This is a genomic window from Paenarthrobacter sp. RAF54_2, from assembly GCF_052113945.1.
Lineage (GTDB): Bacteria > Actinomycetota > Actinomycetes > Actinomycetales > Micrococcaceae > Arthrobacter.
The window spans coordinates 40,143-56,580 of record NZ_JBFRDV010000010.1 but is presented as its reverse complement, the minus strand read 5'-3'; the positions used below and the strand labels follow the sequence as shown (position 1 = coordinate 56,580).

Here is a 16,438-nt window from a genome sequence, read left to right as displayed (position 1 = left end):
TCCATGCGGGTCGGTGGGGTGAGGTTGGTGCAACATTCCAGTGACGATTGACACGTGTTAGGTAGCAGGAATAGGCTACCTCACACGTGTTAGGAAAGGGAATCTACATGCCGGGAACCAATGGGGCTTTGCGACAATTCACACGCAGAACAGCCCTCACAGCCCTCGGTGTCGGGATAGTCGGAGCAACAGCGGCGTCGTGGCCGAGATTGACCGGGACCGATATTCCGGGCCGGGGAGACAACAGCCTCAGCATCGCCATCATGGGCACCGCCGCGGACGCCGCAGCCCGCCAGAAGGTCATCGACGCCTTCGCCCAAGTCCATCCCGAGATCAAGGTCAAGGTCCAAGCCATCCAGGCCGTGGACTGGAAGGACTTCTTCACCAAGATCCTCACCATGGTGGCAGCAGGCACGCCGCCGGACGTTGTGTACGTGGCCACTGAAGGCGCTCAGCTCTTCGCAGAAAAACTGGCCCACCCGCTGGATGAGTACCTCCGCCGCGACGCCGACCACATGAAGGAGTACTTCGAGGACGTCCACCCCAGCCTGGTGGAAGCCTTCATGTACAAAGGCAGCCTCTTCCAGCTCCCCATCGACTGGAATGCCGCCAACATGTACTACAACACTGCGTCACTCCGGCAGGCCGGCTTGGAACGCCCCGCCGACGATTGGACGCACACGGACTTCCGCAGCACGCTCGCTGCGATGAAGAAGGCCAAGCCGCAGGACTTCACCCCGTATTACTGGACCAACCGACTCTTCGGTGGAGTGGTGCCGTGGCTCTACGCCAACGAGACGAGCTTCCTCAAGGAAACCAAGTCCACCGGTGGCGAATGGCTCTGGGATGGCTTCTACGCCAACGACCCCTCACGCGGCCTCCGCTCCGGCGGCTACCAGTGGCTCGAACCCAACGCCGACGATCCCCGGGTCTTCGAATCCTTCGACTACCTCCGCGGCCTGGTCAAAGACGGACTGGGTGTCCGGCCCGAGGAAGGCGGCGGCAGCGCACTGATCGGTCTCTTCGCCTCCAACAGGATAGGTACGACGCCGGCGGGCGGCTATTGGGTGCAAGGCCTCCACGAGGCGGGGATGACGGAGGATGAATTCGACGTCCAGTTCTTCCCGAAGTGGCGGACCCAGCGGCACCAGTTTGGCACGGCCGGCTACGCGATCATGAAGACCGCAAAGGACAAGGACGCAGCCTGGGAATGGGTGAAATTCAGCTCCAGCAAAGAGGCCATGCAGATCGTGTTCCCCACACCCAACACCACTCCCGCGCGCCGTTCCATGGTCAACGAGAAACTCTATGCCGGCACCGGTCCACGGAACTGGAAGGTCTTCTACGAGACCCTGGACAAGTTCCCCACCACAGGTCCCATTCCGGCGCCACCCCAGCAGGCCGCCGTCGAAACCGCCCTCATGAAGAACGTATCCCTGGCTGTCAGCGGGGACGAGCGCCAACTCAAGCAGGCCCTCGAATCAATGCAGCGCGATCTTGAACTGGCCCTGAGGAGGCAGCCATGAGCACCGCCACCAGTACACCCACCGGGACCGGGAAGCGGCCGGGCGGCCGCCAAGTCACCCACAGGCACAGCCAACCCTCCAAGCATGGCCGTGTCCAGCAACGCTGGCTGCCATGGGCCTTCCTTGCCCCGACCATCGTGGGCATGGGCATCTTCACCCTCCTGCCGATCGTCGCGTCCCTGGCGCTCGCCTTCTTCCGCTGGGACATCATCTCCGCGCCAACGTTCGTGGGCTTCGACAACTTCGCCGAGGTAGTCCAGGACCCGACCGTCCGAGTCTCGTTCCTCAACACCATCGTGTTCGTCATCGTCGCCGTAGCCCTCCAGCTGGGACTCGCGCTGGGCCTGGCGATCATGGTGCAGGAGAAACTCCCTGCCTGGCTGAGGGTGTTCTTCCGCTCCGCCTTCTTCTTCCCACTGATCCTGTCCGCAGCTTCGGTGTCCATCTTCATGCGCTACCTCTTCAACGAGCAGTTCGGCGTGGTGAACTGGCTGCTCTCGCTCGTAGGCGTCCCAGCGGTGCCGTGGCTGACGACGCCAGGTGGTTCGGCCGCCGTCGTCATTCTTGTGTACGTGTGGCAGAACTTCGGTTTCTCGTTCCTGCTGTTCATCGGTGGGTTGGCCTCGATCCCGGTGGAGACGTACGAAGCCGCTTCGATCGATGGCGCCACGGGCTGGCGCAAACACTTCTACGTGACGCTGCCCCTGCTGAGCCCCACCACCTTGGTGGCCTCGGTGATGGCGATCATCAACGCGCTGCAAGTGTTCGATCAGCCCTACGTGCTCACACGCGGCGGGCCCGGCGACTCAACGCGTACCGCCGTGATGGTGATCTTCGAGTCCGCGTTCCAACGCCTCGAATTCGGCCAGGCCTCGGCGATCGGCGTGATCCTGACGCTCATCATCATGGCCATCACAGCCGCGCAGTTCCGGCTCAGCAAACGATTCGTCTTCTACCAGTAAGGCCCGCCATGACCCTCATCTCAGAACGTGTCGAAACCACGGCGCCTGTGGTTACGCGCAAGAAGCGCGACTGGTCAGTTGCCGGGCGCGTCGCCGCCTTGCTGATCGCGGCCGTCTTTGTCCTGGGCCCCGTTCTCTGGACGCTATCCACCTCGCTGCGGCCGCCGTCGGAATCCTTCAAACTGCCACCGGCATTCCTGCCCCTGAACCCGGATCTCGCGTCCTACCAGCAGGTGTTCAAGCAACTCAACATCGTGGGACTGGTACTGAACAGTGCCCTGGTGACCGGACTGATCGCCGTCGGGCAGATGCTCACCGCAGCCCTTGCCGGTTACGCATTCGCGCACCTTCGCTTTAGGGGACGCGGCGCGTTGTTCTCCATCGTGCTGGCCACCATGATGGTGCCCGCGCAGGTGACGATCGTGCCGGTGTTCATGCTGATCCGCGGCGTCGGACTATCGGACACACTGCTCGCGTTGATCATCCCGGCCATCCCGACGGCGTTCGGCACCTTCCTGATGCGCCAGTACTTCCTGGGGTTGCCAGGTGAGCTCGCTGAAGCGGCGGCGATCGACGGCGCCTCGCCGTGGCGTACCTTCCGCTCCGTGTACGCACCTCTGGCTGTGCCCGGCCTGGCGATCGTGGGCATCCTGGCGTTCAACTTCCACTGGAACGAGTTCTTCAGGCCACTCATCATGACCATCTCCGAGCAAAACTTCACCCTGCCCCTGGGCCTGGTGTCGCTGCAGGGCAACCTCGGCACCGGAAGCATCTCCGTGGTGCTGGCAGGCGTTGTCCTCTCCATGATTCCCGCGCTGGTGGTGTTCATGTTCGGCCAGCGCGCACTGCAGGACGGACTCACCGCTGGAACGGGCAAGTAGCTTCTCTTATTGAAAGGGTTCCAATTGATGGACCTCGCAGTTTCTGGCTCCCTTGTTTCGGCTGCCAGCCACCCCGATCCGGCCTTCCCGCGCTTCCACCCGCGCCCGGCCCAAGGCTGGATCAACGATCCCAACGGCGTCAGCTACATCAACGGCCGGTACCACGTCTTCTTCCAGTACAACCCGGAATCGGCCCGACACTCGCAGATCCAGTGGGGGCATGTGAGTTCCCCTGACCTGATCCACTGGGAAGAACACCCAGTTGCGCTTTCGCCCCAGTCGGGCGGTCCCGACTCTGCAGGCTGCTGGACCGGCGTGGTGACCTCGGATGACGGCGTGCCCACTGCTTGTTATTCGGGTGTCCAGGACCACGGCGGCCATTCGCAGGTGGTGATTGCCCGTGGTTCGGCCGATCTGGTGACCTGGGAGCAGACCGGCCATGTTGCTGCGTCCATGCCCGCCGATCCTCTGGTCACAGCCGTGCGCGATCCGTTCATCTTCCACTTCAACGGTGCTCGATACGCCATCCAGGGAGCTGGTCTATCTGACGGGCGCGCCGCTTTGCTGCTGTACACAGTGGAGGACATGGACTCCTGGAAGTACGAGGGCATCTGGCTAACCTCTGCTGATCCCGTGGCTGCAGTTCACACGCCGGCAGAGATTTGGGAGTGCCCGCAACTGGTGCAGGTGCCTTCTTCTTCCGGCGGCTCCGCCTGGGTGATGATGTTCTCGCTCTGGCTCTCCGGCGACGACCACGAGCACGCCAACGGGGTTGGGCACCTGATCGGTTCCCTGGCTTCGGATCCTGACTCCGGGTTGCCTGTGTTTGTGGCGTCCTCCGGCGGGAAATCGGATCTTGGCCGCGACTTCTATGCGCCGCAGGTTGTCCAGCTCTCTTATGGTTCCTCTGCTTCTTCGCCTGCTGCGTTGTTGTGGGGGTGGGCTAACGAAGGTCCGGGTCGGGATGGTCGCCGAGGTCGCACCCAGGAAGAAATCGACGACGCCGGATGGGCGGGTGTGCTGACACATCCTCGCGTTCTGTCCGTGGTTGACGGGGCACTGGCTGTTTCCCCGGCGCCCGAGGTGTTGGCTTACAGGGGTGCTGCTGTTGTTGGGGGTGCTGCTGGCTCGGGTGCTGCGGGTGCTGCGGGTGCTGCGGGTGCTGCTGGCTCGGTGGCGGTTCCCGCCTTTGCCGAGGTGCTCGTGACGGGTGGTCCGGTGTCTTCTGGGGATGTGTCTTTCGGCGACGCGCCTTCCGGTGACGTGGAGCTCGTGCTTGTCTCGGGTTCGGCGGGTGACTCCGGGGACAACCGGCAAGTGGTCTATTCGGGTTGGTTGGCTGCGGGGGAGGAGCTTCGGATATTCATAGATGCTTCCCTGGTGGAGGTCTACCGCCCGGGTTCCGTGGCCACGACGCTTCGCGCCTACCCGGTGGCTGGCGAGGAGTGGAAGCTCACCCTGCCCGCCGGCGCAACTGCCAACGTGTGGGAGTTGACGCTCCCCGAGTAGGCGGCAGGCCGACGTCGTGCGCTGTGGGCCCTATTTCGGTTTGGGGCGCAGAGTGGGCCTCACAAGTCGAGCAATCCTGGGCAAAGTCATGAATCAGCGGTCGATCGAGGCCATGTTGGCTTCGTCATGGCGTTCCCCCGCGGCTGGCTGGAGCGCGTTCAGCCGCTCCAACTGGTCGTCGGTGAGGTTGATGCCGTCGGCAGCTGTGTTCTCCTCCACCCGTGAAACACGACGGGTTCCGGGGACCGGGGCGATGTCGTTGCCTCGCGTCAGCAGCCAGGCGAGGGCGGTTTGTGCGGGGGTGGCTCCGATTTCGGCGCCGATTGCCTTCACTTCCTCGACGATCGCGAGGTTCCGGCGGAAGTTCTCCGCCGTGAAGCGGGGGTTGCTCTTGCGCCAGTCGTCGTCGGGAAAGTCATCCACCGAGCGGATTTGACCGGTCAGGAGGCCGTGACCAAGCGGTGAGTAGGGGACGAAGCCAATGCCGAGTTCACGCAGCAGTGGCAAGATCTCCTCCTCCGCGTCGCGGGTCCACAGCGAGTATTCCGTCTGCAAAGCAGTGACCGGCTGGACAGCGTGTGCCCTGCGGATGGTCTCCGGCGAGGCTTCTGACAGCCCGAAGTGCAGAACCTTGCCCTCAGCGATCAGGTCCGCCACGGCGCCTGCAGTTTCTTCGATCGGCGTAGTCTTGTCGACGCGGTGCTGATAGTACAGGTCGATGTGATCTGTGCCGAGGCGCTTGAGGGAGCCTTCCACCGCGGCTTTCACATTGGCAGCACTGCTGTCGGTCACTCCAGGGCCGCCGTCGAAGTGAGACACCAAGCCGAACTTCGTCGCGATCTTGACTTGGTCGCGGCGTCCCTTAATCGCCTGGCCAAGGATCTCCTCGCTCAGGAATGGCCCGTAGATCTCGGCCGTATCGATGTGGGTGACCCCGAGATCGAGAGCCCGATGGATGGTGCGGATCGACTCTGCATTATCCAGCGAGCCCTCGCTGGTGTAGACGCCAGCCATCGTCATGGCTCCGAGTCCGATGGCGGAGACTTCCAGGCCTCCGAGGCGTGCGGTCTTCATAGTATTTGTGGTCCTTTTGTTGTGTGGGCTGGCTCGTTGTCGTCCCGTTGACGTGATAGATCCAGTAAAGGAGTACCTGCGAACGGGAGGCAGGCCCGCTTTATAGGGTTAATAAGCGGGCCCCTCTACGGGGAAGCCGCTGACGTACATTTGGAGCATGACCACCGCCGCCAACATTCGCGAGTTCCTCATTTCGCGCCGGTCGAGGCTGACCCCGGCTGAAGCGGGATTGCCGGACTTCGGAGGTCGTCGTCGTGTGCCCGGGCTTCGCCGCGAAGAAGTCGCGCTGCTCGCAGGGATGAGCGTTGAGTATTACGTGCGGCTCGAACGGGGCAACGCGTCAGGAATTTCGGACGCAATCCTTGACGGCATCAGTCGTGCGCTCAAGCTCGACGACGCCGAGCACGCCCATTTGTATGATCTGGTTCGTGCCGCGAACAGGGGTGCGAGGACGCCGCAACGAAAGCCCGCGTCCCGCACCCATCAGATCCGCCCGGGCACCCGGCAGCTACTGGACGCGATGACATTCCCTGCAATTATCCAGAATGGCCGGATGGACGTCGTCGGGAGCAACGCACTGGGGCGTGCCCTCTTCTCCGAGATGTATGCGGAGCCCCGAGAGCCGGTGAACTTCGCGCGGTTCCTCTTCCTGAACCCCCGAGCCAAGTTGGCCTACCGGGAGTGGAACGACTCGTCGGAGCAAGTTGTCGCCCTGCTCCGCGCTGAATCAGGTCGAGTTCCGTCCGATCGTGCCCTCCGGAACCTCATTGAAGAACTGATCAACGGCAGCAGGGAGTTCGCAGCGCTTTGGGAAGCCCACGACGTGCGGATACACCTGGCCGGTAAGAAGCTGTTCCATCACCCGGACGTGGGCGACCTGGATCTCAGTTATGAGGCCATGCAACTGATGACCGATCCTGGCCTCCAATTAGTCGGTTTCACGGCGGAACCCGGCTCCGCCACTGACCACGCCCTCCGTCTGCTCGGGAGCCTGGTCGCGCGGCACCCCGAGGAGATCGGGCTCGAGAGGTAGAAGGCCGTCCGGCGTGGATGGATCGACGTGGGAAACCCGCTGTTCCGTTGTTGCCCAACAACTGAATAGCGGGTCAACGACGGGGTTGCCCAGAGGTTCAGTCCCCGTGGTCAGCGCGTTGGCGCCGGGCCGGTTGATTCCCGGATAACCAGTCGGCAGGAGACCATTGTTTCCACACTCGTGTCGGTGGTGCCTTCTGTGCCGGCGGGTACGCCTTCGATTCTGTCCAGGAGCGTTGTCATGGCCGCACGTCCGATTTCACGCAGCGGCAGGGCCATGGTTGTGAGGGCGGGGACCATGGTGTCGGCGATGCGTGATTCGTCGTCGTAACCCATCACTGAGAGATCGGTAGGGATGTTCAGGCCTAAACGGGCGGCAGCCAGGGCAACACCGATTGCCAGGCGGTCATTCGCGCACATAATGGCCGTGGGCCGCTCGGCCGGGGACACGCCGTCGAGCAGTTTCATGGCGCCGTGGAAACCGGCGTCGATATCCCAGCCCGCCATGGTGATCCTGTCCGCGCGAACCGACAGGCCAGCCGCGGCAAAGGCATCCCGGTAGCCCTCGACGCGCAGGGGAGCGGCCGGGGATTCCTCAGCGCCAGCGAGCAAGGCGATGTCCCGATGACCCAACTTCAGCAGGTGCTCGGTAGCGTCCCTGCCGCCGGTGATTTCGTCCGGGATGACGTGATGAAGTTGAGGTTTGGAGCTGCTGCCGTAGCAATTGGCCAGGACTGACGGGACGCGCAGCATGCCAGAGGGCACGTCGAGCGGCTTCAAACCCACGGTCACGTACATGAGCCCGTCCACTTGGCGGTCCAGGAGGGTTTCGATTGCGCTCGCATCCCGGGCGGTGTCGCGCTCGGTGTCCATGACCACGGTGACGAACCCCCTGCTGCGGGCGACGTCGTCCGCGCCACCGATGATGTTTCCGTCGAAGGGGCTGACCACAACTTCGTCGGACAGGATGCCGATCACCCGGGAGCGCTGGTTCCGCAGGCTGAGCGCGATCGCGTTGGGGGAGTAGTTGAGTTCCTGTGCGGCCAGACGGATCCGGTCCTGGCTCTCCTTGGCCACGTTGCCGTCGCCGCGGCCATTGAGCACCAGCGAGACCGCGCTTCTGGACACTCCCGCCCTTTTGGCGACGTCCAGTGCAGTGGCCTTGCGGTTCATCGGGAGGTCCTTCCATCCGTCATTTGTCAGCAGTCTACCTAACGCGTGTGAGGACTGGTGCCGTCCCGGTTCAGGGAAGCGACACTTATGCTGGCAGCATGGCACGCACCGCTAAAGAGCGCATTGAAACCGACCCTGCTTCATCCGGCATTTTCCAGGCACTCATGGATTCACTCTCCGCGTTGGAAGGCTGCGAATTACAAGAGAACGCCTCATCTTTCCACGTCACACATGGCCGCGCGTTTCTGGGGATCCATCCTCGTCGTGGCGGCATTCTGGTCAACGTAGTTCTCGAGAGCGAGCTTGAGTCAGACCGTGTTCACCGGGCCGAGCGCGTATCGAGTAACCGGTGGCACAACGAGGTCATCGTGAAGGATGCCACTGAGATCGATGCCGAGTTCCTGAGCTGGGTTCGCGCGGCGTATGCGCTTACTGCCTAAATCGTTGTTGCCAGGACATCAGGCGTTTATCGAGTAACCGAACTGGGAGTACAGCGATTGCATCATGTTGGCCATCTTGAAGCCGGCCACGATGAGGGCCAACACCACCATGCCAATGAGCCCCCACACCGGCCCCATCCCACGCCCGGGAGCCACCTTCCGGACAATCACTGTGCGGCCGATGACGTACACGGCGGGGCTCAGGAAGCACCATGCCCAGTGGAAGGGACGGACGACGCCGGAACGCGCCAGCCGCCGATAGTCCAAGTAAGCCATCAGGACAGATACGCCATAAACAACGAGCCCTGACGCTTGGAGCAGGAAGTAGCCAGGCGTGTACATCGACATCGGGTCGAGGGTGGTGACGCCCTGCCTCGTGGTGATGGTTCGGAATTCGGGCTGCCAGGTAAGCACCAGCAGGAGCGACACCAGCGGCAGCAGCACCAAGGCCCAAATGAAGGGGTTGAGCACCGGCGTTTGGTTGCTGATCAGGACCCGCTGGAGCGGCATGAACTGCTGGCTGGCTGGTGCCAAATGCGGTGTCCACTGAACACCGTCCCACCACCGCATCTGCTGCGGAAAGGAAGGATCCGGGTACCAGCCGGCGGGCGTCGTGGAGCCGTTGGGTGCGTGCGTCATATTTCCCCTGAAAACGAGTCGTGAATCAGAGGATAGCGCGGTTCCACGATTCCGTTCGGATGGCAACCCTGCCTTTAGCTGTCGTGGCGGTGTAAGCATGGAACATGACGTTCTTCGACGATCTTCCAGAGCCACCCCAACGTCCGCGCCTACCCCAGCCGCTCCGCCCCGGGTGGTCCGGTCCGCCGTCGGACGAGTTGCCTGGCGTGGTTCACATCGGGGAGTTCGTTCACAACAGCCGGCAGATGGTGATGGCCCTGAAACTGGTGGAGGTGTATTCCACAGGATGTGTTTTGGACCTCGTGTGGTCGGTTCGCCGTGGCGACGAGTCGGACAGCGAGTGGCGGGACGTCATGGATCGGTCCTTTAACCATCCGCGCTCAAGCCTCGATATCGGGACAGGTTTACAGGTCGGCGTCGCTTTCCCCGATGGTCGCAAGGCCGTTGCAGCCGTCCACGGGCCGCCCATGTACGAAGGGACGGACGACGTCACCGGCCCCGTCCTTACGACTCTTGGCGGCGGTGGCGGTAGCAGCAATGATGAGGTCGTTCAGTCCACGGCGCACTACTGGTTGTGGCCTTTACCGCTCGATGGCGATACGCAACTGGTGGCTCGGTGGGATGAGCTGGGTATGCCGGAAAGTTCCCTTACCTTATCCGGTGAGCAGTTGGGCGATGCACTGGGCAAGATACGGAAATACTGGACGGAGTAGTTGTCGGGGGATCTGCGACCGACATGCCACGTGGTGTTGACGAGATCCGCTTCCGCTTTCGCCTCTATTGTTAAGCGCATAGTCTGCGTATCTAGGGGAGTGGTGGCAGTGGTCAAGGGACCCACAGTTTACGATGTTGCGGAACGGGCGGGGGTTTCGATTGCCACGGTGTCGTTTGCTTTCAGCCAGCCTCACAGGGTCAAGGATTCGACGAGGAATTCCGTCCTGGATGCTGCTCGGGCTCTCGGGTATGTGCCCAGCGCCAGCGCCCGCGGCCTTGCCAAGGGACGAACGGGTGCCCTTGGGCTTTTTGCGTTCGACTTCCTGAATTTTCTGCCCGATGCGGAGGGTATGAAGAAGGACCGCGCCGCTGCTGTGGTGGCGCCTAATGATAATTGCCGCTTGTTTCCTGTCTGGGTTGACGAAGTCCAACGAGGCGTCCAGCTGGAGAGTTTCAGCCGGGGCTACGCACTGATGATCGGCGGGGGCAACAAGGCCAGCAGCGAGCGGGCAGTGACTGACATTGCGGGGCGCGTCGACGGCCTGATCATTTTTCCGCGCACCATACCCGCAGAGATGACACGACGCATTTCAGCCCGCATTCCCGTTCTTGAACTCTCTGAACCCTCCCACGATGACGGGCTTCACCATGTGACGGTGGACAACGCTTCGGGTGTGCGCCAGCTGATGGAACACCTGCTGGGARTTCACGGGTTCAGGAGGTTGATGTTCGTCAGCATCCCCAACGTAGAGACGGAGGCACGGTACAACGCTTTTAGCGCTGCCATGGTTGCCCGCGGCTTGGATGTTCTCCCCGTGTTGGAAAGCAGGCCCGGAGCCAGTGCTGTAACTGCTGAGTTGATCGCGGACCTCCGGGGCTCCGGTTCCCTCCCCGAGGCTTTTGTGTGCGCCAACGATGAAGAAGCATTGGTGGTCCTGGAGACACTTAAGGCTGCCGGCGTCTCCGTGCCGGGTGAGGTTGCTGTAACAGGTTTTGACGGTGTCGTCGCCGGACGCCTGGTCAGCCCTACCTTGACTACGGTCCGCCAGCCCATGGAACTGATGGGCCGCACGGCAGTGGAGATCCTGGTGGATGCCATCTCCAGGCCCGAGGCCCCACTCGTCGAGAGGCAGCTGCCGGTGCATCTTGTGGTTCGCGAAAGCTGCGGCTGCCCAAGAACGTAATCCCAACGGAGTTTCCTCCGAAACTGTTGTCAAAGTCACAGTAATGCGCTTAGATTGAGTACACCCACCGATCTAAGCGCATTGAATCCCTTCTTTATTGGAGTCTAAGCGCATAAATCCGGTCTACCATCTGGCGCTTTCAAGCGTCCGACTGAAGGGAACAATGATGATCCAAACCACTGCGGACCCACGCGTCCGAATGAGGAAAATCGCGGTGCTTGGCCTTGTCGCCGGGCTGCTACTGACCGGCTGTGGACGCGATAACCAGGCTTCCAACGGCACGGAGACCGGGAAGGCAATCGCGAGCGGTGCCGCCACCGGCACGATCAATTTATGGGCGCAGGGAGGCGAAGCGAAGTTGCTGCCTGAGTTGATGAAGGATTTCGAGGCTGAGAACCCCGGAGTGAAGGTAAACGTTACGGCCATCCCCTGGGATGCGGCCCACAACAAGTACCAGACGGCCATCGCCGGTGGAACGACTCCGGATCTTGCCCAGATGGGTACCACCTGGATGACCGATTTCAGTGATGCCTTCGATCCCAAGCCGGCCGAGCTGGATACCTCCGGGTTCTTCCCCAGCTCCGTCAAATCCACGGAGGTCAGCGGCGCTACCCTGGGCGTGCCGTGGTACGTCGACACGCGGGTCCTGTACTACCGCAAGGACCTGGCTGCCCAGGCTGGGTACCCGGAATTCCCTAAGACATGGGACGGCCTGACTGCCATGGCGAAGGCCTTGAAGTCGCAGGATGGCGTGAAATACCCACTCCAACTGCCGGTATCCGGTGCTGATTCCTTCCAGTCCATGCTTCCGTTCCTGTGGTCCAACGGCGCACAGTTCATCAGCGGGGACAACTCAAAGTGGACGTTCGACACCCCTGAGGTTGTGGACGCGCTGAAGTACTACCAGAGCTTCTTCACTGACGAACTTGCCAATAAGAACCCGGCAACAGGGGCAGGCGCCGGTGAGGCGGCCTTTGTCAACGGCGAAGCCCCGGTATTGATCCTGGGACCATCCGGCCTCGCTCAGCTCAACACGGCCGGGGGTCCGGGCTTTGAAGACAAGTACATGGTGGCGCCCTTCCCCAAGAAGGTCAGCGGGACATCATTCATCGGCGGATCAGACATGGTGGTCTTCAAGGACGCCAAGAACCGGGACGGTGCGTGGAAGCTCGCACAGTGGCTGGCCAAGCCGGAAGTCCAGATCAAGTGGTACAAGCTTTCGGGAAGCCTCCCGGCACTGCAGAGCGCTTGGAAGGATCCCGCGCTGGCTGATGACAAGAAGCTGGCCGTTTTCGGTGAACAGTTGAAGGACACCAACTTCCCTCCCACCATCTCCACCTGGACCCAGGTTTCCGCCGCAGCCGACACGCAGCTTGAACAGATCGTAAAGGCCGGCAAGGATCCCGCAGCGGCGATGAAGGACCTTCAAGCCGCGGCCGATTCAATCGGAACCGGGAAGTAACCATGACCGCCACAACGGCCACGGGGCAGACCGGCCGGACCCCGTCCGCTGGCCCGCCCCGGACGCCGGAACACCGTAGTCCAGCCTCCAGACGCCGCAGGAAAACACTGGTCGCCTGGCTGTTCGCCCTGCCATTCGTCCTCATATTCGGTGTCTTCATGCTGATGCCGCTGCTGTCTTCATTCGTGATGTCCTTCACGGACTTCACCAGCAAGGACGTCAGGAACCCCTTCAGTGTCGGCTTCGTCGGCCTGGACCAATTCGCTGAGTTGTTCGCCAATCAGCAGTTCCTTCACTCGCTGCTCAACACGGGCTACTTCGTCGTCGTCGGAATCCCGTTGACCATGGCAGCGGGCCTAGCCCTGGCCGTGGCACTGAACAACGGCATTACACGGTTCCGCAGCGCCTTCAGGGTCGGCTTCTACACACCGGTGGTGACCAGCATCGTCGCCATCGCCGTCGTATGGCGGTTCATCCTGCAACCGGACGGGCTATTGAACCTCGTGCTGGGCTGGGTGGGCATCGCCGGGCCGGATTGGCTGAACAGCACCGAATGGTCCATGCCTGCGATGATCCTGATGGCGGTATGGCGGAACATGGGCACCCTGATGATCATCTTCCTGGCGGGGCTGCAGAACGTCCCCACTGAGATTCTTGAAGCGGCTCAAGTGGATGGGGCCAACGCCTGGCAGAGATTCGTCAGGGTCACACTCCCTATCCTGCGCCCCACCCTACTGCTGGGTGCCGTCCTGCTCTCGGTCGGGTTCCTGCAGTTCTTTGAGGAGCCTTTCGTGATGACCAAGGGTGGCCCCTTGGACTCCACGCTCTCGGTGAGCTACTTCACCTTCAACCAGTTCGGGTTCGGTAAGTATGGGCTGGCCTCTGCCGCCAGCTACGTGCTGTTCATAGCCATTGCGCTGCTGAGCCTGATCCAATTCCGTACCCTCCGCTCCAAAGACTGAAGCGAGTAGACGATGACAAATACAAAAACCGCTCCTGCAATGCCGGCCCGCCCGGCGCCCCGCAGGGCCGTCACGACGCGCAAGCAGCAGCCCGGCATCGGGAAACAGCCGTGGGTATACGGCGGGCTGATTCTTGCCGGAGCGGCAACCATATTGCCGTTTGCTTGGATGCTGTTGGGATCCTTCAAAACCCAGGGGGAACTCCTTCGCAGACCCGTCACATGGTGGCCCCAGGACCCCACCTTGGACAACTACGTGCGCTGGTTCACCGATCTGCACATAGACCTCTTCTTCATGAACAGCCTCATCGTTGCCGTCGTCACGGTCCTGGGAAATCTTCTGTTCTGTTCAATGGTGGGCTACGCCCTGGCCAAGATGGACTTCGCGGGAAAGAAGGTCCTGTTCTTGCTGGTGATGGTGACCCTCATGGTTCCGGGCGTTGTGACCTTCGTGCCATTGTTTGTCATGGTCAGCAAGCTGGGCTTGGTCAACACCTACCCAGCCCTGATCCTGCCTTTCCTGGTCTCACCCCTGGGCGTTTTTCTCATGCGGCAGTTCATGATGGGGATCCCGGATTCCCTGATCGAGGCGGCAAGGATCGACGGGGCCGGTGAATTGCGGACCTTCACCAGGATCGTTATGCCGCTTTGCGGGCCGCCGCTGGCCACATTGGGGATCCTTACCTTCCTCGGATCATGGAATAACTTCCTCTGGCCCCTGGTCGCTGCCCAGAGCGAGGACAAGTACACGCTGCCCGTTGCGTTGTCCCTGTTCTCGACCGGTGAAAGCGCGACAGATTACGGGCTGCTGCTGGCTGGCTCGGTGTTGGTCATCGCCCCCATCGTGGTGCTTTTCATATGCCTGCAGCGATTCTTCATCCAAGGCGTAGCGGCGACCGGCATCAAATGAGCCCTTCACTGTCCTCACCCACGTCGCAAGGCAAGTGGCGAGCACCGTCTGTTGCCCAACACACAGCCCAACCTCCAAGGAAAGAAATGCCTTATTCAATTCAGCTGTTCACCCTTCGCAAGGCCATGGAGGATGATCTCTCGGGTTCCATCCGCAAGGTCGCTGAGATCGGCTTCACCCAAGTGGAGCCCTACGACTTCGTGGACACAGCCAAGGAGCTCGGTGCTGCACTGGCCGAGCACGGCTTATCGGCACCTTCTGGCCATGCACCGCTGATGAGTCAGGATCAGGACAAAATCTTTGCGGCTGCGAGGGAACTGGGCATCACTACGGTGATCGACCCTTTCCTGCCGGCAGAGCATTGGCAAAAGGCCGAGGACATCCAGGTCACGGCTGAAAAGCTCAATACCGCGGCGAGGAAGGGCGCTGCGTATGGAATTCGGGTGGGGTATCACAACCACGAGTGGGAACTGGAGTCGGTGATAGAGGGCCAGCCGGCGCTTGAGTATTTCGCCGGGCTGCTGGATCCGGAAGTTGTTTTGGAGGTGGATGTTTACTGGGCAGCGGTGGGAGGCCAGGACCCCGAAGCCCTCCTCAGGCGGCTCGGTGAACGGGTGAAGCTCATCCATATCAAGGACGGCCCGATAACTGCCGACATCAAAGCGCAGCAACCCGCTGGCCAGGGCCGGATCGCTGTCCTGGATGTCATTGCGGCGGCCAAGTCCCTCGAAGTGGGCGTCGTTGAGTTCGACGACTACGCAGGGGACATCTTCGAAGGCATCAGCCAGAGCTTGAGGTATCTGGAGAATGCAGCAGTAAACGCAGGAGAGCCGGCATGAACGGCCTAATCGCCACCGGCAACGGGCCGGTCGGGGTCGCCGTCATCGGCGCCGGCAACATCAGCAAACAGTACCTGGACAACCTCACGGGCTTCCCTGACCTGAAAGTCCACATCATCGCCGACCTGTTCGACGACGCTGCCAAATCCCGGGCCAAGGAGTACGGCATCCCCGAGTGGGGTGGGGCAGAAGCGGCGCTGAACCATCCCGACGTCGAAATCGTAGTGAACCTGACCATCCCGGCCGCGCATGTGGAAGTTGCGACCGCTTCGGTCCTGGCGGGAAAACACGTCTGGACCGAAAAGCCGTTTTCGTTGGACCGGGAATCTGGGCTCGGCCTGCTGAAGGCAGCCGACGCAGCAGGTATTCGTCTGGGTTGCGCGCCCGATACGTTCCTGGGCGCCGGGCTGCAGACGGCGCGGCGGGTTATTGAGCGCGGGGATATCGGAACGCCCCTCACCGCCATGACTACTTTCCAGACGCCTGGCCCGGAATCCTGGCACCCCAACCCTGGCTTCCTTTTTCAGTACGGCGCCGGACCGCTGTTCGACATGGGCCCTTACTATCTCACCGCCCTCGTTCAGACCTTCGGGTCTGTCCGAAGGGTTGCTGCCCTCGGCTCAAAAGCCAAGGAGTTGCGCGTGATCGGGTCCGGACCAAGGGCAGGTGAGGAGTTCGCCGTCGACGTACCCACGCACCTCTCCGCCATGGCCCAGTTCGACAACGGTGCGTCCTCCCACAGCGTCTTCAGCTTCGAATCACCACGTGAGCGGATGGGATTCGTGGAGATCACAGGGACGGAGGCCACCATTTCCCTTCCTGATCCCAACGAATTCGACGGTAACGTCCGTATCTGGAAGGCCGGAGACGAGGACTGGACCACGATTCCGGCCACCGGCCCTGCAGACGGCCGCGGTTTGGGAGTGCTGGACATGGCCCGTTCCATCCGCGCAGGCGTCCCACACCGGGCCACCGGGAACCTCGCCTACCACGTCGTGGACGCCATGGTCTCAATCAATGAATCAATCGAATCGGGCGCTTTCATTGACGTCGAGAGCTCTGCCCCAGCCTCCGCTGCGCTCCCCGAGGACTGGGACCCGTCAACCCAAACACTCTAGGAGACCCGCCTTGA

At 61.9% G+C, this 16,438-nt stretch carries 16 protein-coding genes; 13 read left to right on the top strand and 3 right to left on the bottom strand.

Annotated elements, in window-relative coordinates; translation table 11 throughout:
* Positions 1-107: 107 nt before the first annotated feature.
* From AB4Y87_RS12015 to AB4Y87_RS12000, 4 genes are read left to right on the top strand one after another with little or no spacing between them, the layout of a single operon-like run.
* The gene (locus AB4Y87_RS12015) at positions 108-1,526 is read left to right on the top strand and encodes an ABC transporter substrate-binding protein (RefSeq protein WP_442004566.1); all 1,419 of its coding nucleotides are present in this window, start codon (positions 108-110) and stop codon (positions 1,524-1,526) included.
* A complete protein-coding gene (locus AB4Y87_RS12010) occupies positions 1,523-2,488 on the top strand; it encodes a carbohydrate ABC transporter permease (protein WP_442004565.1) in 966 nt (321 codons plus the stop codon). Before AB4Y87_RS12015 ends, AB4Y87_RS12010 begins: the two co-directional genes overlap by 4 nt.
* A gap of 8 nt (positions 2,489-2,496) precedes the next feature.
* Positions 2,497-3,369 (top strand): carbohydrate ABC transporter permease, encoded by an 873-nt coding sequence (locus AB4Y87_RS12005; protein ID WP_442004564.1) that lies wholly within the window; start codon positions 2,497-2,499, stop codon positions 3,367-3,369.
* Between the two features lie 24 nt (positions 3,370-3,393).
* Complete coding sequence (locus AB4Y87_RS12000; protein ID WP_442004652.1) at positions 3,394-4,878, top strand: glycoside hydrolase family 32 protein; 1,485 nt, start codon at positions 3,394-3,396, stop codon at positions 4,876-4,878.
* A 93-nt stretch (positions 4,879-4,971) separates the two neighbouring features.
* On the opposite strand, the gene AB4Y87_RS11995 is transcribed toward AB4Y87_RS12000, so the two are convergent.
* A complete protein-coding gene (locus AB4Y87_RS11995; RefSeq protein ID WP_442004563.1) occupies positions 4,972-5,952 on the bottom strand; it encodes an aldo/keto reductase in 981 nt (326 codons plus the stop codon).
* A gap of 157 nt (positions 5,953-6,109) precedes the next feature.
* On the opposite strand from AB4Y87_RS11995, the gene AB4Y87_RS11990 reads away from it, so the two are divergent.
* Positions 6,110-6,985 (top strand): helix-turn-helix domain-containing protein, encoded by an 876-nt coding sequence (locus tag AB4Y87_RS11990; RefSeq protein WP_442004562.1) that lies wholly within the window; start codon positions 6,110-6,112, stop codon positions 6,983-6,985.
* Between the two features lie 110 nt (positions 6,986-7,095).
* On the opposite strand, the gene AB4Y87_RS11985 is transcribed toward AB4Y87_RS11990, so the two are convergent.
* Positions 7,096-8,157 carry a LacI family DNA-binding transcriptional regulator gene (locus AB4Y87_RS11985; protein ID WP_442004561.1) on the bottom strand — a complete coding sequence of 354 codons (1,062 nt, stop codon included), beginning with the start codon at positions 8,155-8,157 and terminating at the stop codon, positions 7,096-7,098.
* 98 nt (positions 8,158-8,255) lie between these two features.
* Between AB4Y87_RS11985 and AB4Y87_RS11980 the strand changes: the two genes are divergently transcribed.
* Positions 8,256-8,597 carry a DUF5655 domain-containing protein gene (locus AB4Y87_RS11980; RefSeq protein ID WP_442004560.1) on the top strand — a complete coding sequence of 114 codons (342 nt, stop codon included), beginning with the start codon at positions 8,256-8,258 and terminating at the stop codon, positions 8,595-8,597.
* 18 nt (positions 8,598-8,615) lie between these two features.
* On the opposite strand, the gene AB4Y87_RS11975 is transcribed toward AB4Y87_RS11980, so the two are convergent.
* The gene (locus tag AB4Y87_RS11975; protein ID WP_442004559.1) at positions 8,616-9,236 is read right to left on the bottom strand and encodes a DUF2510 domain-containing protein; all 621 of its coding nucleotides are present in this window, start codon (positions 9,234-9,236) and stop codon (positions 8,616-8,618) included.
* A gap of 104 nt (positions 9,237-9,340) precedes the next feature.
* Here AB4Y87_RS11975 and AB4Y87_RS11970 point away from each other — a divergent pair, with 104 nt between their 5' ends.
* The 7 genes from AB4Y87_RS11970 to AB4Y87_RS11940 all read left to right on the top strand — a co-directional run bounded on the left by AB4Y87_RS11970 (position 9,341) and on the right by AB4Y87_RS11940 (position 16,424).
* Positions 9,341-9,949 (top strand): hypothetical protein, encoded by a 609-nt coding sequence (locus AB4Y87_RS11970; RefSeq protein ID WP_442004558.1) that lies wholly within the window; start codon positions 9,341-9,343, stop codon positions 9,947-9,949.
* A gap of 102 nt (positions 9,950-10,051) precedes the next feature.
* Complete coding sequence (locus AB4Y87_RS11965) at positions 10,052-11,134, top strand: LacI family DNA-binding transcriptional regulator (RefSeq protein WP_442004557.1); 1,083 nt, start codon at positions 10,052-10,054, stop codon at positions 11,132-11,134.
* A gap of 163 nt (positions 11,135-11,297) precedes the next feature.
* Entirely contained in the window at positions 11,298-12,596 is a 1,299-nt protein-coding gene (locus AB4Y87_RS11960; RefSeq protein ID WP_442004556.1) for a sugar ABC transporter substrate-binding protein, read from the top strand.
* 2 nt (positions 12,597-12,598) lie between these two features.
* Positions 12,599-13,558 carry a carbohydrate ABC transporter permease gene (locus AB4Y87_RS11955; protein WP_442004555.1) on the top strand — a complete coding sequence of 320 codons (960 nt, stop codon included), beginning with the start codon at positions 12,599-12,601 and terminating at the stop codon, positions 13,556-13,558.
* A 12-nt stretch (positions 13,559-13,570) separates the two neighbouring features.
* Positions 13,571-14,467, top strand: a complete 897-nt coding sequence (locus AB4Y87_RS11950) for a carbohydrate ABC transporter permease (protein WP_442004554.1) — start codon at positions 13,571-13,573, stop codon at positions 14,465-14,467.
* A gap of 86 nt (positions 14,468-14,553) precedes the next feature.
* Positions 14,554-15,306 (top strand): sugar phosphate isomerase/epimerase family protein, encoded by a 753-nt coding sequence (locus tag AB4Y87_RS11945; protein WP_442004553.1) that lies wholly within the window; start codon positions 14,554-14,556, stop codon positions 15,304-15,306.
* Positions 15,303-16,424: a Gfo/Idh/MocA family protein gene (locus AB4Y87_RS11940; RefSeq protein ID WP_442004552.1), complete on the top strand. Its 1,122-nt coding sequence runs from the start codon at positions 15,303-15,305 to the stop codon at positions 16,422-16,424. The genes AB4Y87_RS11945 and AB4Y87_RS11940 overlap by 4 nt, the downstream gene beginning before the upstream one ends.
* Positions 16,425-16,438 lie beyond the last annotated feature (14 nt).